We start from the raw sequence: 17283 nt of genomic DNA on the forward strand, positions 1-17283 counted from the left end.
GCCTTCGATGCACCGCGTGGAACACGATCTGCTGGGAGACAAGGAAGTTCCGGCCGACGCCTACTGGGGTGTGCACACCGCGCGCGCCAGGGAGAACTTCCCCATCACCGGCACCGCGATCTCCGCGTACCCGCATCTGATCGAGGCGCTCGCCTCGGTCAAGGAGGCGGCCGCCCGCGCCAACGCGGGTCTCGGCCTGCTGAGCCCGGATGTCGCCGACGCGATCTGCGAGGCGTGCCGTGAGATCCGGGAAGGCGCGCTGCACGAGGAGTTCGTCGTCGACGTCATCCAGGGCGGCGCGGGCACCTCGACGAACATGAACGCCAACGAGGTGATCGCGAACCGCGCGCTCGAACTGCTCGGCCACGAGAAGGGCGACTACGCCCGCGTACACCCGAACGAGCACGTGAACCTCGGGCAGTCGACGAACGACGCCTACCCGACCGCGGTCAACGTCGCGACGATCATCGCCGTCCGCGAGCTCGCCGAAGCGATGGTCGTGCTGGAGCGGGCGTTCGCCGCCAAGGCCGTCGAGTTCCACGATCTGCTGAAGATGGGCCGGACCCAGCTGCAGGACGCGGTCCCGATGACGCTGGGGCAGGAATTCGGGACCTACGCGGTCATGCTCGGCGAAGACCGGCTGCGGCTCACCGAAGCGGTGGCGCTGCTGCACGAGATCAACCTCGGCGCGACCGCGATCGGCACCGGCCTCAACGCCGCGCCCGGATACGCCGAAGCCGCCGTCGCGCATCTGCGCGAGATCACCGGGCTGCCCGTCGTGACCGCCGCCGACCTCGTCGAGGCGACGCAGGACTGCGGCGCCTTCGTGCACCTTTCCGGTGTGCTCAAGCGGATCGCGGTGAAACTCTCGAAGAGCTGCAACGATCTGCGGCTGCTCTCGTCGGGACCGCGGGCCGGGCTCAACGAGATCAACCTGCCGCCGGTGCAGGCCGGGTCGTCGATCATGCCGGGCAAGATCAACCCGGTGATCCCCGAGGTGGTCAACCAGGTCGCGTTCGAGGTCATCGGCAACGACGTCGCGATCACGATGGCGGCGGAAGCCGGGCAGTTGCAGCTCAACGCCTTCGAGCCGCTGATCCTGCACTCGCTCTCGGAGAGCATCACGCATCTGCGGTCGGCCTGCGTGGTCCTGGCCGAGCGGTGCGTTTCCGGGATCACCGCGAACGCCGACGTGATGCGGGGCTACGTCGAGAACTCGATCGGGCTGGTGACCGCGCTGAACCCGAGCATCGGGTACGCGGCTGCGACCGAGATCGCCAAGGAGGCGCTGGAGACCGGGCGCGGAGTGGCGGAACTCGTCGTCGAGAAGGGCCTTCTTCCCGCCGAAGAACTGGCGAAGCTGCTGAAGCCGGAGACACTCGCGCGGCTTCGCTGAGACCCGCGGGGCGGTACCGGGCGGTCCGCCCCGCGCCAGGCCTCGTGAGTGGTAATGACGGTTCTAACCGTCATTACCACTCACGAGACCCACCACCTGCGGTGATCTGGAGTACGGTCGTAAGCGGACGATGATCATCCGCACGAAAGGCGGCCCAGGCGTGCTCGACCGACTCCTCGACCGGTTCCTCGGCCTCCCCCCGGCCGAAGGCCCCGCTCCCGTGGCGACCAAGGGGATCCCCGTCCCGATGTCCGACGGCGTCCGGCTGCTGGCCGACCGCTACGCCGTCCCCGGCGGCGAGCCCCGGCCGGTCGTGCTGATCCGCACGCCGTACGGCCGCAAGGGGGTGATGGGCAAGATCTTCGGCGAGACGTTCGCCCGGCACGGCCTGCAGACGGTCCTCCAGAGCACGCGCGGAACCTTCGGCTCCGGCGGCGAGTTCCGGCCGTTCCACCTGGAGAAGGAGGACGGCCTCGACACCGTCGCCTGGCTGCGCGAGCAGCCGTGGTGCGACGGGCGGGTCGCGATGGCGGGCGCGAGCTACCTCGGTCACACGCAGTGGGCCGTCGCGCCGTACCTCGACGAGCCGCTCGAAGCGCTGTGCCTCGGCGTCACCGCGTCGGAGTTCGTCTCGACGTTCTATCCGGGCGGGATCCTCGCGGTCGACAACATGGTTTCGTGGTCGGCGCTGATCGGCCGCCAGGAAGGCCGGTTCGCCGGCCTTCCGAACCCCTGGCAGACGAAGAAGACCCGCCAGGCCATGGCGCATCTGCCGGTTTCCGGCGCGGACGTCGCGGCCATCGGCGAGCAGGTGCGGTTCCTGCAGGACGTCTCCGGGCACGCCGAGCCGGGAGACGACTTCTGGGCCCCGTCGGACCACAGCGCCGAGGTCGCCGCGCTGACGACCCCGGTGACGATGGTGACCGGCTGGTACGACCTGTTCATCTCCGCGCAGCTGCGCGACTTCAAGGAACTCGCCGCGGCGGGACGCGAGCCGAGGATCACCGTCGGCCCCTGGGCGCACGGCGAACCGGCCAGCCTCAAAACCCTGATCACCGACCAGATCGGCTTCCTCTCCGCCCACCTTCACGGCGACAGCGCGCCGCTGCGCCAAGCCCCGGTGCGCCTGTACCTCCAGGGCGCCGGACGCTGGCTGGACTTCGAAAGCTGGCCGCCGGAATCCGGCGCCACCCCGTATTTCCTGCGTCCCGGCGGGCTTTCCACCGCCGGACCGCTGGAGGCGAAACCCGGGACGTTCACCTTCGATCCGGCCGATCCGACGCCGTCCGTGGGCGGGCCCCTGCTTTCGGGCACGCAGAAACAGCGCGACAACAAGGCCGTCGAGGAGCGCCGGGACGTGCTGCTCTTCACCGGCGACGCGCTGGAGCGAGACCTCGACGTCATCGGCGAGGTCTCCGCGCTGGTGCACGTCCGGACCGACCTCGGGCACGGCGACGTCTTCGTCCGGCTGTGCGATGTGGACGGTCGCGGCGTCTCCCGCAACGTCACCGACGGCATCCTCCGGCTGCGCCCCGGCAGTCCCGGGTCCGATGAGGACGGTGTGGTCGCGGCGGAGGTCCGGCTCGATCCGACGGCCTACCGGTTCCGGCGCGGACACCGGCTGCGGCTGCAGGTCGCGGGCGGAGCGTTCCCCCGCTTCGCCCGCAACCACGGCACCGGTGAGCCCGTTTTCAGCGCGGTGGACGGGAAACCCTCGCGGTTCGAGATCTTCCACGACCCCGCGCACCCGTCCGCGATCACGCTGCCGGTGTTCCCGGGTTAGCCCGGGACCACCCGGTGATGGGTGGTCAGCCTGCCGTCGTCGTGCAGCACGTGGAACAGCAGCGACGGCGGCAGGTCGTAGTCGATCGGCCCGCCTTCTCCCCACGGCCGGAGCCCGTTCTCCTCCCACGGGAGCAGGATGCTCGACCCGACCGAGGGCGCCGACCGCAGCGGCAGTCCGGCGAACGACGTCGACGACGAGGCGTGGACGTGCCCGCAGAGCAGGGCCACCACGCGCGGGTGGCGGGCGAGCACCTCGGCCAGCCCGTCCTCGCCGAACTGGCGCATCGCGTCCACCAACGGCAGGCCGAGCGCGACCGGCGGATGGTGGAAGGCGATGAAGGCGGGGCCGTCACCGTCGGCCAGGACGCCGTCCAGCCAGGCCAGGGTCTCGTCGTCGAACCGCCCGTCCGGCTTGCCGGGGATGCTCGAATCCGCCATCACGAACGTGACGTCGCCGACGGTGTGCGCCTCGTTGACCGGCGCGTCGTCCGGCGCCTGGCCGAGCAGACCTTCGCGGAACGGGCCGCGCTTGTCGTGGTTTCCGGGGCAGGTGAACAACGGGACATCGGTCTTGAACAGTTCGGCCGCGCGCCGGTACTCCTCGAGTGTGCCGTGGTCGGAGATGTCGCCGGTCACCAGGATCGCGTCGACCGGCTTCGCCAGGTTCTCCAGGTACCGCATGACCCGCGCGGTGCGTTCGTCGGCGCGTTCCCCGCCGTCGAGATGGTTGTCGCTCAGATGTGCCGTCACGAACATCGTTTCACCCCATGTTCTCCAGATATGCCAACGTCTTCACCCAGTTCCGCACGAGCAGCTCCGCTGCCGTCGCGTGGTCGGAGACGCGGATCGCCCCGGCGATCCGGCGGTGCTCGTCGATGCTCTCCAGCGAGCGTTCGGTGCCACCGAAATACGAGGTGTCGTAGCGTTTCAGGAGCGGCTTGGTCTGCTCGATCAAGCGCAGCAGATGCGGATTCGTGCACCGCGAGACCAGCAGCGCGTGCCAGCGATCGTCCAATTCGGACAGATCACCCCGGCGGCCGAGTTCGGCGGTCATCTCGTCGGCGATCCGGTCGAGGCCGCCGGTGAGTCCGGCGAGGTCCTGCGGCGAGCTCCAGCGCAACGCGAGCGCTTCCAGTTCCGCGACGAGCGGGTACAGCCGCCGGGCCTCTTCGGGGTCGAACGGCGGCACCAGGAAACCGCGGCCCGGCGCCGAGACCAGCAGGCCACGATCGGCCAGCCCGATCAGTGCCTCGCGCAGCGGTGTCCGGCTGACACCCAGCTCGCGGGCGAGGTGCACCTCGTTGATCCGGCTGTCCGCGGCGAGCCGGCCGTCGAGTACCCGGGCGGTGATCTCCTCCGCGAGGTCGCTCCGGAGCAGGTTCCTCGTCATGCGGGCAGTATTGCATGCACTTCGGCCGTACTGTATTCAGTTAGGCATGACGGACTTCGATGTAAACCGCGCTCGCGCCGAGACGCCGGGCTGCGCGGAGGTGGTCCACCTCAACAACGCCGGATCGTCGCTGCCGCCCGCACGAGTGACCGACACCGTCGTCGGCTACCTGCGCGAAGAAGCCCTGGTCGGCGGATACGAGCAGGCCGCGGCGACCCTGGAGCGGATGGACGGCGTCTACGCCTCGGCCGCACGGCTCGTCGGCGCCGAACCCGACGACATCGCCCTGACCGACAACGCGACCCGGTCCTGGCAGGCCGTCTTCTACGCGCTGCCGTTCGCCGCGGGAGACCGGATCCTGACGGCGAAGTCCGAGTACGCGAGCAACGTCATCTCCTACCTGCAGCTCGCGAAGCGCACCGGCGCCGTCGTCGAGGTGGTCGAGAACGACGAGTCCGGGCAGCTGGACGTCGAGGACCTGAAGCGCCGCGTCGACGGCGACGTCAAGCTGATCGCCGTCTCCCACGTGCCGACCCAGGGCGGACTGGTCAACCCCGCCGAGGAGATCGGCGCGGTCGCGCGCGAGGCCGGGATCCCGTTCCTGCTGGACGCGTGCCAGAGCGCCGGCCAGATCGACCTCGACGTCGCGCGCCTGAACTGCGACGCGCTCAGCGTGACCGGCCGCAAGTACCTGCGCGGGCCGCGCGGCACCGGCTTCCTCTACGCGCACCCTCGGCTGCGCGAGCGCGTGGAGCCCGCGATGCTCGACCTTCACTCGGCCGCGTGGACCGCGCCCGAGAGCTACGAAGTCGATTCGACGGCGAAGATGTTCGAGGTCTGGGAACGCGATCACGCCGCGGTGCACGGACTCGGCGCGGCGATCGACTACGCCCTCGAGTGGGGCATGCCCGCCATCGAAGCCCGCGTCACCGCGCTCGCGGCGACCCTGCGCGACGCGCTCCGCGAGATCCCCGGCGTCCTCGTCCACGACCAGGGCACGCGGCAGTGCGGAATCGTCACGTTCAGCGTCGCGAAAACGCCGTCACCGGAAGTGAAACAGCGCCTGGCGGCGGCGAAGATCAACGTCAGCGTCGTGGAAGCGTCGTCCGCCCAGTTCGACTTCGTCGCACGAGGCCTGCCGTCGATGGTCCGGTCTTCGGTGCACTACTTCAACACCGAAGACGAGATCGCGCTCCTCGTGGACGAAGTCGGGAAACTGGCCTAGCGCCGGGAAAGCACCGACTCGGACGGCGGGGCGTACGGCAGCCCCGTCGTCTTCGCGCGCATGCCGATCACCAGCGCCTCCCCCAGCAGGCTGACACCGATCGACAGCGTGATCGGCCTGGCGTCGGGATGCGCCCCCGACATCGCGGCCAGGAAACCGATCCCGAAGTTCACCGCCATCGACAGCACCCAGACCCCGAACGTCCAGCCGGTGTAGCGCAGCCAAAGCACGCCATCGCGCTCGAACAGCTTCGTGGTGGCGGCGCGCACCGCGCCGAGGCCGCAGCCGACCAAGGCGCCCAACACGAGCCAGAGACCGTCCGTGAACGTGAAGGCGTCGAGTTTCGTCAGGCCGTAGACCCCGATCCCGATCAGGATCACCGGCGCCCCGAACACGTCGCGGGCGACCAGCGGCTCCCCTCGCAGCCTTCGCACGACGATCGCGATCACCACGGCGATCGCCAACGCGACCAGTAGCCAGGTCCTCATAACTCCCCCTTTGTAGCATGCCTGTGCCAAATAAAATAGCAAGGTCGTGCTATAAAGGCAACATGCCCAAGATCGTCGACCCCGAGGCCCGGCGCCTGGAGATAGCCGAAGCCGTCTTCCGCGTGATCCAGCGGGACGGTCTCGCGCAGGCTTCGCTCAGGAGCGTGGCCGACGAGGCCGGGCTGGCGATCGGTTCGGTGCGGCACTACTTCAAGGGGCACGACGAGCTGATCGTGTTCGCCATGCGCGCGCTCGGCGACCGGGTGATCGCGAGACTGCTCGCGCACCTCCCGGAACTCGCCCCCGCGACGCCACGCTCACGACGGCTGGAACTCACCGAAGCGCTGCTCGGCGAACTGCTCCCGCTCACCGAGCAGACCCGGGCCGAAACCGACGTCTGGCTGGCGTTCACGGCCGCCGCGAAGAACCGACCGGACCTCGCCGAGGAGGCCACTCGCACGCATGAAGGGGTCCGCGCCCTCGTCCGGCGGGTCCTCGACGGCGCGCACGGAGCGGGCGGCCTGCTCGACGGCCTCGACCTGGCCGTCGAAACCGAAAGGCTGGCCGCGCTGCTGGACGGCCTCGCCCTGTCGGCAGGCCGGACTTCGCCGGAGATGATGCGGACGGTGCTCCGGCGGCATCTGGAGAGCCTGCGGCGACCCGGCCCGGATGGCACGGTGGCGGGATGAGCACGTTCTACGAAGTCGCGGCCCGGGATCCCGGCCGCGTCGCGGTGATCGACGTCGACGGGCGGGAGACCACCTTCGGCGAACTGTCGGCGCGAGCGAACCAGCTGACCCACGCCTTACGGGCGCTCGGTCTCGGCGAAGGCGACGGCGTCGTCGCGATCATCCACAACGGACTCGCCTATTACGAACTGCTCCTGGCGACCCTGCAGGCGGGGATCTACTTCACCCCGGTCAACCACCGGTCCTCACCGGGCGAGATCGCCTACATCGCGGCCAACAGTGGAGCCAAAGTGGCCGTCGCGGACGCGGACGTCGCGGCCACGTGCACCGCGGAACTGGAGGGCCTGCACCGGTTTTCGCGCGGCGAAACGCCCGGCTGGGCGGATTACGCGGCCTGGGGCGCGGACTCGCCCACCACCACGCCGCCGCATCGGACGGCCGGGCAGACGATGGTTTACACCTCCGGCACGACGGGGCGCCCCAAAGGCGTCCGGCGCGCCCTGTCCGGACGGCCGCCCGCGCTGCACCCGATCCACGCGCACGTCCTCGAACGCCTGGACGTCCTGCCGGGGCACGGTGTGCACCTCGTCGCCTGCCCGCTCTATCACGCGGCACCGGGCATGTTCTCGACCGCGATCCTGCATCTCGGGCACACGCTCGTGCTGATGGACCGGTTCGACGCCGGGGAAACGTTGCGGCTCATCGAAAAGCACCGCGTCACGAGTACGCATCTGGTGCCGACGATGTTCCACCGCATGCTGCGGCTGCCCGAGGACGTCCGTGCGCGCCACGACCTTTCGAGTCTGGTCTCGGTGATCCACGGCGCCGCCCCATGCCCGCACGAAGTCAAGGAGCGCATGCTCGCCTGGCTCGGGCCGGTGGTCCACGAGTACTACGGCGCGTCCGAGGGACTGATCACGGCGGTGCACGCACGCGAATGGCTCGCCGAACCGGGCACGGTCGGCAAGCCGCTGGACGGTGTGCGGGTGAAGATCCTCGACGACGACGGCCGGGAACTCCCCGCCGACGAGACCGGGACGCTCTACTTCAGTTCCGCGCACACGAAATTCGACTATCACGATGATCCGGACAAGACCGCCGCCGCACGTTCCGGGGAGTTCGTCACCGTCGGCGACGTCGGCTATTTCGACGCCGGGGGCCGGGTCTTCCTGTGCGACCGGCGGACGGATCTCATCCTGTCCGGCGGGGTGAACATCTACCCGGCCGAGATCGAAGCGCGGCTGCTGAGCCATCCCGACGTCGCCGACGTCGCGGTGATCGGGGAGTCGGATCCCGAGTGGGGGCAACGGGTCGTCGCCGTCGTCCAACCGGTCGAGGGTGTCGCCGGGGACTCCGCGCTGGCGAAGCGGCTCGAGGAACACTGCCGAGCCGGACTCGCCGGATTCAAGACGCCGCGCCGGTTCGACTTCCGGGAGCGGCTGCCACGGACGGAGAGCGGCAAAATGCTGCGGCGGACGCTTCGGGCGACCTGAACAGCCCTTTCGGGCAGCACGGATCGCGGTACGGTTTTCCTCATGCGCCTGCGGTCCGTGACCACACTGCTCGCCACACTCGCGCTCCTGCTCGCCGTCCCCGCGACGGCCGACGCGACGCCCGGTTCCGGGGTGACCGGGACGATCTTCGAGCAGAAGACGGTCGGGGACACCGACTACGTGCTGCGCGAGGTCGTCATCCAGCCCGGCGGGTACACCGGCTGGCACTACCACGACGGGACGCTCTACGCGTACGTCAAGGCGGGCACGCTGACGCACAACTCGGCCGACTGCGGCCTCGACGGGTTGTACCGGAAGGGCGCCGTCTTCACCGAGCCGAGCGACACCGTCCACATCGGACGGAACCTCGGGACGACGCCTGTGGTGCTGGAGGTGCTCTACGTCCTGCCGCACGGGAGCCCGCTGTCGCAGGACGCGCCGAACCCGGGCTGCCCGTTCTAGGCCCCGAACCAGCCGGCGACGTCGAGGCGGAAGCCGTCCGCCGGCGCCATCGTGCGGAGGTCGGCTTCAAGCGCGCGGACCCTGTCGGCACCCAGCGCGTCGGCCCAGTCCTTGCGCAGTTCCTCGAAGATCGCCGCACTCCGGCCGAGTGAGTCGAACCCGCGGCCGGTGAGCCGCACGACCTTGCGCCGCGCGTCGGCCGGATCGTCGGCGCGCTCGACGTAACCGAGCTGCTCCAGCTTGTCGACGGTCTTGCCCGCCGCCTGCTTGCTGACCCCGAGCCGCCGCCCGATCTCGCTCGCCGTCGCGCCGTCGCGGCCGATCGCCTGCATGGCGAAGCCGTACGCCGGTCGGACGTCGGGATGCCCCTGCTCGGCCAGCTCGGCGTGCAGCCGGTCGATGATCGAGCGGAAGCCCGCGAACAGCAGCAGCGGCAGCTCGAACCCGGGCGCGTCGGGAACTCGCTTGCCATGTTCGACAACCTGGTTTACCTTTTCGTCAACCACGTTGACCATCTTAAGGGGCTGCCTTGTTCACCGATCACACCCTCGAAACCGCGCCCGAAGCCTCGCGTCGCCCGATGGAGGCGACCATCCGGCACCTGGGCCACCTCCCCACCGCCGTCGCCCGGCTGGCGTCGTCGCCGGAACTGCTCGACGGATTCTTGAAACTCAGCGCGAGTTTCGAGAAGACCACGCTCGAACCGCTCGCGCGGGAGACGATCGTGATGACCGTGGCGACGCGCAACGGCTGCGAAGTGTGCATCGAGATGCACACCGGCAAGCTGGAAGGACTTCACGCGGACGACGACGTCATCGCGGCGCTTCGCGCGGAGGAGCCCGTCCCCGACGCGCGTCTGGAAGCCGTCCGGCAGTTCACGCTGGCGGTGCTCGAAACCGCCGGCGGCGTGGACGACGAGACGCTGCGGACCTTCCTCGGGCACGGCTACACCGAGCGGAATGCCCTCGAAGTCGTCATGGGCATCGGGACCTACACGATGTCGACCCTGGCGAACCGGCTCACCCGCGCCTAGTCACGACCCGTGATCACCGATGTCACTCCTTTGGCCGCCGATCTTGATGTATCTGGGCAGTCCCGACCGTCTCTTGTCTTGTGCAGCCGAAAGTTCGCCACCCGCGGCGCGGCGCACCGGCGGTCTGGCCTGCCGAGGGGGCAGACCAGACCGCCGAAAGATCAAGACGTTCCACAGGGGTTGGGGGTGCGTAAAGACCCCTTCACTCGGCTCAGTCGAGTGAAGGGGCCTTTACGTGTCTGCGCCTTGAATTTCGAGTGCCCACCGCACGTACCGCATCGTCGGCGCGAAGCCCGCCTTCTCGAAGACCCCGAACGCGCCGGACGGGCTCGCCGAGTCCACGTTCAAGCTGGCCCGGTGGTAACCCTGCTCGGCCGCGGCCCGCAGCGCGTGCCTCATCAGCGCTCCGGCGACGCCCTGCCTCCGGTGTCCCCGGAGTGTTCCGACGAGCATGAAGTGCGCGTCGCGGACGCCGGTGGCCTCCGTGTCGGCCTCCCAGAACATGGTCACCAGCATTCCCACCGGTGCGCCCGTCGCCTCCTCCCGGAGCAGGAAGCTCACCTCGGGCCGGAAGGTCTGGTTGGTGATCTTGTTCTTCCACAGGTCCACGGGCATCGGCACCGCGCCCCAGTAGTCCCGGTACGCCTCGTTCCGGACGCCCCGGAAGTCCTCGTCGTTCCGCTCCGACCACGGCTCGATCCGGAACCCGTCCGGGATCCCCACATCGCCGAGCGAGCCGCCGAGCGGCTGTTCCATGCGCTGGAAGTAGCGCACCGCCGCGAATCCCCGGCTCCGGAGGAGCTCGGCCAGACCGGCGATCCGCTCGGGCCGGTTGACGTCCACCACGAGCTTCGAGGCCGGATGATGCAGCGCGTGCACCACTTCGGCCGCCTCGACCCCCGCGTCGACGAGCGCGGTTCCGAGACCCTGACGGCGATACCCGGGATGCACTCCGCCGTCGAGGAAGACCCGATGGACCTCTTCCGCGGACGGCTTGAAGCGGATCTTCATGTAGCCCGCCATCATGTCGCCGTCGAACGCGGCGAGACTCGCCCGATCCAGATCCGCGTACGGGTCGATCAACTCCTGGAGGGTGTCTTCCTCGGTGTAGTTCTCGCCGATGCCGTCCACGGTCTCCATGGCGTTGAGGAGGTCGGCCGACGCTTCAGCGTCCTCGCGGGTGAGCGGCCGCCACGTCAGGGTGTCGCGCATGCGGCGACGGTATCCCCGCGCGGTCGGGGTGTCTCCGGGTTTTCGATGGGCGTGGCCGTTTGCGCGAAACAGTATTTTATGACCTGCTCAAGGGGCCCGTACGGTCGATTTTCATGGAGTGGAACTTTCGAACGGCCGAAGAACTCGCGGCCGCTTTGCGTGCCGGTGACGTGACTTCGGCGGAACTGACCGACGACGCGATCGCCCGTATCGAGCGCGACGACAAGGCGATCAACGCCATCTGCGTACCGGACTTCGACCGTGCGCGGGCCGCCGCGCGCGATGCCGACGAGGCGCGCGCCCGCGGCGAAGACCGCCCGTTACTCGGCATCCCGGTGACGGTCAAAGAGTGCTACGACATGGCCGGGCTGCCCACGACCTGGGGCATGCCGCCACACCGGGACTACGTGCCCGCCGAGGACGCGGTCCAGGTGTCGCGGCTCAAGACCGCGGGCGCGGTGGTGCTGGGCAAGACCAACGTGCCCTTGGGGCTGCAGGACATCCAGAGCTTCAACGAGATCTACGGCACCACCAACAATCCGTGGGATCACGAGCGCACGCCGGGCGGATCCTCCGGCGGATCGGCGGCGGCCCTGGCGTCCGGCTTCGGCGCGCTGTCCCTCGGCTCCGACCTCGCCGGTTCGCTGCGCACCCCCGCGCATTTCTGCGGCGTCTACGCGCACAAGCCGACCCTCGGGCTGGCGGCGACCCGCGGCATGGTCGCGCCGCCGTCACCGCCCCTGCCGGTCGAACTCGACCTCGCCGTCGTCGGGCCGATGGCGCGCTCCGCCCGCGACCTCACGCTCCTGCTCGACGTCATGACCGGACCGGACCCGCTGACGCTCGGCAAAGCACACCACGTGACGCTGCCACCCGCGCGCCACGAGCGGCTCCGCGACTTCCGGGTCCTGGTCATCGAGGAGCATCCGTTCATCCCGACCGGGTCCGCGGTACGGGCGGGCGTGAACCGGGTGGCCGACGCGCTCGCCGACGGCGGTGCCCGCGTCGAACGGCACACCCCGCTGCTGCCCGATCTGACCGAAGCCGCGACGCTCTACACGCAGTTGATGTTCTCGAGCTCCGTCGCACGGTTCCCCGTCGACGGGTACGAGCAACTGCAGGCCCGCGCCGCCGAACTGAGCGCGGACGACCAGAGCCTCGACGCGACGCGGCTGCGCGCCATGGTGTTCACCCACCGCGACTGGATGGAGGCGAACACCCGCCGCGAGCTCCACCGTCACGGCTGGCGGCAGTTCTTCACCGAGTTCGACGCCGTGGTGTGCCCGATCACGCCCACTCCCGCGTTTCCGCACGATCACAATCCGGATCCGCTGGCACGCCGGATCGACATCGACGGCGTCGAGTACCCGTACTTCGACCAGCTCGTCCTGGCCGGCCTGGCCACCATGCCCGGCCTTCCCGCCACCGCCATCCCGGCGGGCCGGTCCCCCGAGGGATTGCCGGTGGGGGTGCAGCTCATCGGGCCGATGTTCGAGGACCGCACCCCGCTGCGGCTGGCCGAACTTCTGGAGCGGGAGATCGGCGGCTTCCAAGTACCGAGGTAGCGAAAGGGGCCTCCGATGATCTCGGAGGCCCCGACCGTGTGGATTTTGGTGCGTTGGTTGACCAGAAATCCACACGGTCTCGCGTGACCGGACCGGTCACGACAGCCGGGCGACGCTTGACGACGTCAGAAGCGGCTTGGCCTGCGCAAACGAAGAAACCCGACCGGCGAAAGATTCACCGATCGGGCTTCGATAAGCGTGGCCTGGTGGGCGCAGTAGGGATCGAACCTACGACCGCTCGGGTGTAAACCGAGTGCTCTCCCGCTGAGCTATGCGCCCGGAAGGTGACACCCGCGCACGGGTGCCACCGGTGAAGACTCAGGCCAGTGCGGCCACGGCCTTCTTCCACGCCTGCTGGTCGCGCGCCTCGCCGGGCTGGTTGACCTCGGCGAACCGCACGACGCCGTCCTTGTCGATCAGGAAGGTGCCGCGGGTGGCCAGGCCGGCCGCCTCGTTGAAGACGCCGTAGGCCTTCGCGACCTCACCGTGCGGCCAGAAGTCCGAGAGCAGCGGGAACTGGTAGCCCTCCTGCTCGGCCCACGCCTTGAGCGAGAACGGGGTGTCCACGGACACACCGATGACCTGGACACCTTCGCCGTCGTAGTCCGCGAACTCGTCGCGGAGCTGGCACAGCTCGCCGGTGCAGATACCGCTGAACGCGAACGGGTAGAACACCAGCAGGACCGGCTTGTCACCCTGGAAGGACGACAGCTTCACGGCCTGCTTGTTGTAGTCGTTGAGCGTGAAGTCCGGGGCTTGCGATCCGACCTCGACGGCCATACCGGCGGTTTCCTCTCAAAGAGCGAACAGGGGCCTGCGACGACAACCCTATCGTGTCGATCGCGCGGCTCCGGAGGTCACCGCTTGGTCTTGGACGACTTCGGCGATACCAGCCGGGTGCCTGCCCACTTCGGGCCCGCACTGATGTTGGCGGTCTGCGCCAACCCGACCTGCGGCACCGCTTCGGCGATCTCGCTCGGCTCGACGTGCCCTGGCTGTCCCGTCTTCGGGGTCAGCACCCAGATCACACCGTTCTCGTTCAAGGGGGTCCGGACCTCGATCAGCGTGTCTCCGAGATCACCGTCGTCTTCGCGCCACCACAGCAGCACAACGTCGATGACCTCGTCGGCGTCCTCGTCGAGGATGTCGCCGCCGATCTGCTCCTCGATCGCCGCTCGGAGGTCGTCGTCGACGTCCTCGTCCCAGCCGATCTCTTGGACCACCATGTCCGGCTTGATCCCAAGCCTTTCGGCGACGCTGCTCTGATCAGCGTCTCCCGCGGCGACCACTGCTGTCACTCCTCCAACTACGACGGAGCGTGGTGTCGCCTCGGCCGGATCGACCGGGCGGGCACCACACTCGGGTACACGATGCCCGTTAGCGAACACTGGTGAGGCGCTGCGCGCAACCGTCCACACCGGATCTTGAACAACTCGTGTCGCAGCGTACGGACATTCGGCCCACTCGTGGGTGGTCAATTCAGGCGCACTTGGGCACCGCCGAACACCCTGCTTTAGGGTGGGAGAGAAAACGCGCGCGCGAGTACAGGCGCGCGCGAGACGTGTCGCGATCGGGTACGCGAACGTTACCGATCAGTAGCGGTGACGCGAACGGAACCGGAGGACGACGATGGAAGGCGACACGTCCGCGTACGAGCAGAACCAGCTACCACCTTTCGCAAGGAGACCCCTTGGCCCCGCAGAACGACGGCGCCTCCGGCAAGGAGACCCCGGCACGCGTCCGCGTCATCCGTGACGGACTGGCGGCGCACCTGCCCGACATCGACCCGGAGGAGACTGCCGAATGGCTGGACTCCTTCGACGAGGCGCTGGCCAGGGGTGGTCAGCAGCGCGCCCGTTACCTGATGCTGCGCATCCTCGAGCGGGCCAGGGAACGCCACGTCGGCGTTCCGGCGCTGACGTCGACGGACTACGTCAACACCATCCCCACCGAGAACGAACCCTGGTTCCCCGGTGACGAGGAGATCGAGCGCCGCTACCGCGCCTACATCCGGTGGAACGCCGCGATCATGGTGCACCGCGCGCAGCGGCCCGGCGTCGGTGTCGGCGGTCACATCTCGACCTACGGCTCGTCCGCGGCGCTGTACGAAGTGGGCTTCAACCACTTCTTCCGCGGCAAGGACCACTCCAGCGGTGGCGACCAGATCTTCATCCAGGGTCACGCCTCCCCCGGCATCTACGCCCGCGCGTTCCTCGAGGGCAGGCTGACCGAGAACCAGCTGGACGGGTTCCGCCAGGAGTTCTCGCACGCGGGCGAGGGCGGCGGCCTGCCGTCGTACCCGCACCCGCGGCTGATGCCGGAGTTCTGGGAGAACCCGACCGTGTCCATGGGCCTCGGCCCGATGAACGCGATCTACCAGGCCCGGTTCAACCGCTACCTGCGTGATCGCGGCATCAAGGACACCGGCGATCAGCACGTCTGGGCGTTCCTCGGCGACGGCGAGATGGACGAGCCGGAATCGCGCGGCCTCATCCACGTGGCCGCGGGCGAGGGCCTCGACAACCTGACCTTCGTGATCAACTGCAACCTGCAGCGGCTCGACGGCCCGGTGCGCGGGAACGGCAAGATCATCCAGGAGCTGGAGTCGTACTTCCGCGGCGCCGGCTGGAACGTCATCAAGGTCATCTGGGGCCGCGAGTGGGACTCGCTGCTGCACGCGGACCGCGACGGCGCGCTGGTCAACCTCATGAACACCACGCCGGACGGCGACTTCCAGACCTACAAGGCCAACGACGGCGCCTTCGTCCGCGAGCACTTCTTCGGCCGCGACCCGCGGACCAAGGAACTGGTCAAGGACCTCACCGACGCCGACGTCTGGAACCTCAAGCGCGGCGGCCACGACTACCGCAAGGTCTACGCGGCCTACAAGTCGTCGCTGGAGCACCACGGCCAGCCGACGGTGATCCTGGCCCACACCATCAAGGGATACGGCCTCGGGCCGTCCTTCGAGGGCCGCAACGCCACGCACCAGATGAAGAAGCTCACCCTCGACGACCTCAAGCTGTTCCGGGACGCCCAGCGCATCCCGATCAGCGACGAGGAGCTCGAGCGGAACCCGAAGCTGCCGCCGTACTACCACCCCGGCAAGGACTCGGCGGAGATCGAGTACATGATCGGCCGCCGCAAGGCGCTCGGCGGCTTCCTGCCGGAGCGCCGCCCGAAGGCCTCCAAGGCGCTCGTGCTGCCCGGCGACAAGGTCTACGAAGGCATCCGCAAGGGCTCGGGCAAGCAGGAGGTCGCCACCACGATGGCGTTCGTCCGGCTCGTCCGCGAGCTGGCGAAGGACTCCGAGATCGGCAAGCGGATCGTCCCGATCATCCCGGACGAGGCGCGCACCTTCGGTCTCGACTCGATGTTCCCGACGGCCAAGATCTACAACCCGCACGGCCAGACGTACACGTCGGTCGACGCGAGCCTGATGCTGGCCTACAAGGAGTCCGAAAAGGGCGTCATCCTGCACGAGGGCATCAACGAGGCGGGCTCCACCGCGTCGTTCACCGCCGTCGGCACCTCGTACGCCACGCACGGCGAGCCGATGATCCCGATCTACATCTTCTACTCGATGTTCGGGTTCCAGCGCACCGGTGACGGCCTCTACGCGGCGGCGGACCAGATGGCCCGCGGGTTCGTGCTCGGCGCCACCGCCGGCCGCACCACGCTGACCGGTGAGGGCCTGCAGCACGCGGACGGGCACTCGCTGCTCCTCGCGGCGACCAACCCGGCCGTCGTGGCCTACGACGCGGCGTGGTCGTTCGAGATCGCCCACATCGTGCGGGACGGGCTGCGCCGGATGTACGGCGAGACCGGGCCGGACGGCAACGGCGAGAACATCTTCTACTACATGACGATCTACAACGAGCCCTACCAGCAGCCCGCCGAGCCGGAGAACCTCGACGTCGACGGCCTGCTCAAGGGTCTGTACCGCTACGCCGACGCCCCGTCGGGCGACGGTCCGGAGGCGCAGATCCTGGTGTCCGGTGTCACCATGCCGGACGCGTTGCGGGCGCAGCAGATGCTGGCCGAGGAGTGGGGCGTACGCGCGGCCGTGTGGTCGGCGACGTCGTGGACCGAGCTGCGGCGCGAAGCCGTCGAGGTCGACCACGACAACCTGCTCCACGCGGGCGACACCCCGCGTGTGCCGTACATCACGCAGAAGCTGTCCGGCACGAGCGGACCGGTCGTCGCGGTTTCGGACTGGATGCGCGCCGTCCCGGACCTGATCCGCCCGTGGGTGCCGAACGACATGCTGACGCTGGGCACCGACGGGTTCGGGTTCTCCGACACCCGCCCCGCCGCCCGGCGGAAGTTCCTGGTCGACGCGCAGTCGATCGTGGTCGGCACGCTGAGCGCGCTCGCCAAGCGCGGCGAGGTCGACCGGGCGAAGGTGGCCGAGGCGGCGCGCAAGTACCGCCTCGACGACGTCACCGCCGCGGGACCGCAGTTGTCGGACTCCGGTAGCGCGTAGCGATGCCATGAAAGGCCCGTTACTTGCAAATTTTGCAAGTAACGGGCCTTTCATTGCGT

Annotated in this window: 16 protein-coding genes and 1 tRNA gene; 9 read left to right on the forward strand and 8 right to left on the reverse strand. The window is 68.9% G+C overall.

The window, feature by feature from the left end:
* Positions 1–7: 7 nt before the first annotated feature.
* The gene (gene aspA, locus BKN51_RS22805; RefSeq protein WP_101609542.1) at positions 8–1396 is read left to right on the forward strand and encodes an aspartate ammonia-lyase; all 1389 of its coding nucleotides are present in this window, start codon (positions 8–10) and stop codon (positions 1394–1396) included.
* 160 nt (positions 1397–1556) lie between these two features.
* Positions 1557–3179, forward strand: a complete 1623-nt coding sequence (locus BKN51_RS22810) for a CocE/NonD family hydrolase (protein WP_101613400.1) — start codon at positions 1557–1559, stop codon at positions 3177–3179.
* Here BKN51_RS22810 and BKN51_RS22815 read toward each other — a convergent pair.
* Positions 3176–3937 (reverse strand): metallophosphoesterase, encoded by a 762-nt coding sequence (locus BKN51_RS22815; protein WP_101609543.1) that lies wholly within the window; start codon positions 3935–3937, stop codon positions 3176–3178. The two genes, BKN51_RS22810 and BKN51_RS22815, sit on opposite strands and share 4 nt — an antisense overlap.
* 4 nt (positions 3938–3941) lie before the next feature.
* Complete coding sequence (locus BKN51_RS22820; protein ID WP_101609544.1) at positions 3942–4571, reverse strand: GntR family transcriptional regulator; 630 nt, start codon at positions 4569–4571, stop codon at positions 3942–3944.
* Positions 4572–4617: 46 nt separating this feature from the next.
* Between BKN51_RS22820 and BKN51_RS22825 the strand changes: the two genes are divergently transcribed.
* On the forward strand, positions 4618–5796 hold the full coding sequence (locus BKN51_RS22825) for an aminotransferase class V-fold PLP-dependent enzyme (RefSeq protein WP_101609545.1): 1179 nt from the start codon (positions 4618–4620) through the stop codon (positions 5794–5796).
* On the opposite strand, the gene BKN51_RS22830 is transcribed toward BKN51_RS22825, so the two are convergent.
* Positions 5793–6284 (reverse strand): DUF1453 domain-containing protein, encoded by a 492-nt coding sequence (locus BKN51_RS22830; RefSeq protein WP_101609546.1) that lies wholly within the window; start codon positions 6282–6284, stop codon positions 5793–5795. The two genes, BKN51_RS22825 and BKN51_RS22830, sit on opposite strands and share 4 nt — an antisense overlap.
* Before the next feature lie 62 nt (positions 6285–6346).
* Between BKN51_RS22830 and BKN51_RS22835 the strand changes: the two genes are divergently transcribed.
* The 3 genes from BKN51_RS22835 to BKN51_RS22845 are packed head-to-tail and all read left to right on the forward strand — an operon-like array spanning position 6347 to position 8928.
* Complete coding sequence (locus tag BKN51_RS22835) at positions 6347–6973, forward strand: TetR/AcrR family transcriptional regulator (RefSeq protein WP_101609547.1); 627 nt, start codon at positions 6347–6349, stop codon at positions 6971–6973.
* Complete coding sequence (locus BKN51_RS22840; RefSeq protein ID WP_101609548.1) at positions 6970–8466, forward strand: AMP-binding protein; 1497 nt, start codon at positions 6970–6972, stop codon at positions 8464–8466. Before BKN51_RS22835 ends, BKN51_RS22840 begins: the two co-directional genes overlap by 4 nt.
* A gap of 42 nt (positions 8467–8508) precedes the next feature.
* Positions 8509–8928, forward strand: coding sequence for a cupin domain-containing protein (locus BKN51_RS22845; RefSeq protein ID WP_101609549.1), 420 nt, complete (start codon positions 8509–8511; stop codon positions 8926–8928).
* On the opposite strand, the gene BKN51_RS22850 is transcribed toward BKN51_RS22845, so the two are convergent.
* Positions 8925–9443, reverse strand: a complete 519-nt coding sequence (locus BKN51_RS22850; RefSeq protein ID WP_101609550.1) for a MarR family winged helix-turn-helix transcriptional regulator — start codon at positions 9441–9443, stop codon at positions 8925–8927. The two genes, BKN51_RS22845 and BKN51_RS22850, sit on opposite strands and share 4 nt — an antisense overlap.
* Before the next feature lie 14 nt (positions 9444–9457).
* On the opposite strand from BKN51_RS22850, the gene BKN51_RS22855 reads away from it, so the two are divergent.
* Entirely contained in the window at positions 9458–9961 is a 504-nt protein-coding gene (locus BKN51_RS22855) for a carboxymuconolactone decarboxylase family protein (protein WP_101609551.1), read from the forward strand.
* A gap of 231 nt (positions 9962–10192) precedes the next feature.
* On the opposite strand, the gene BKN51_RS22860 is transcribed toward BKN51_RS22855, so the two are convergent.
* Positions 10193–11173 (reverse strand): GNAT family N-acetyltransferase, encoded by a 981-nt coding sequence (locus BKN51_RS22860; protein WP_101609552.1) that lies wholly within the window; start codon positions 11171–11173, stop codon positions 10193–10195.
* 113 nt (positions 11174–11286) lie between these two features.
* On the opposite strand from BKN51_RS22860, the gene BKN51_RS22865 reads away from it, so the two are divergent.
* Entirely contained in the window at positions 11287–12738 is a 1452-nt protein-coding gene (locus BKN51_RS22865; RefSeq protein ID WP_101609553.1) for an amidase, read from the forward strand.
* 204 nt (positions 12739–12942) lie between these two features.
* Here the strand turns inward: BKN51_RS22865 and BKN51_RS22870 are convergent.
* The 3 genes from BKN51_RS22870 to BKN51_RS22880 form a co-directional block, all read right to left on the reverse strand.
* Positions 12943–13017: transfer RNA gene (locus BKN51_RS22870), tRNA-Val, on the reverse strand.
* Positions 13018–13056: 39 nt separating this feature from the next.
* Positions 13057–13518, reverse strand: coding sequence for a peroxiredoxin (locus BKN51_RS22875; RefSeq protein ID WP_101609554.1), 462 nt, complete (start codon positions 13516–13518; stop codon positions 13057–13059).
* A 77-nt stretch (positions 13519–13595) separates the two neighbouring features.
* Positions 13596–14027, reverse strand: coding sequence for a DUF3052 domain-containing protein (locus tag BKN51_RS22880; protein WP_034311133.1), 432 nt, complete (start codon positions 14025–14027; stop codon positions 13596–13598).
* Positions 14028–14428: 401 nt separating this feature from the next.
* Between BKN51_RS22880 and aceE the strand changes: the two genes are divergently transcribed.
* Positions 14429–17224, forward strand: coding sequence for a pyruvate dehydrogenase (acetyl-transferring), homodimeric type (gene aceE, locus BKN51_RS22885; protein ID WP_101609555.1), 2796 nt, complete (start codon positions 14429–14431; stop codon positions 17222–17224).
* Positions 17225–17283 lie beyond the last annotated feature (59 nt).

Origin of the sequence: Amycolatopsis sp. BJA-103, from assembly GCF_002849735.1 — a bacterium.
Classification (GTDB): domain Bacteria; phylum Actinomycetota; class Actinomycetes; order Mycobacteriales; family Pseudonocardiaceae; genus Amycolatopsis.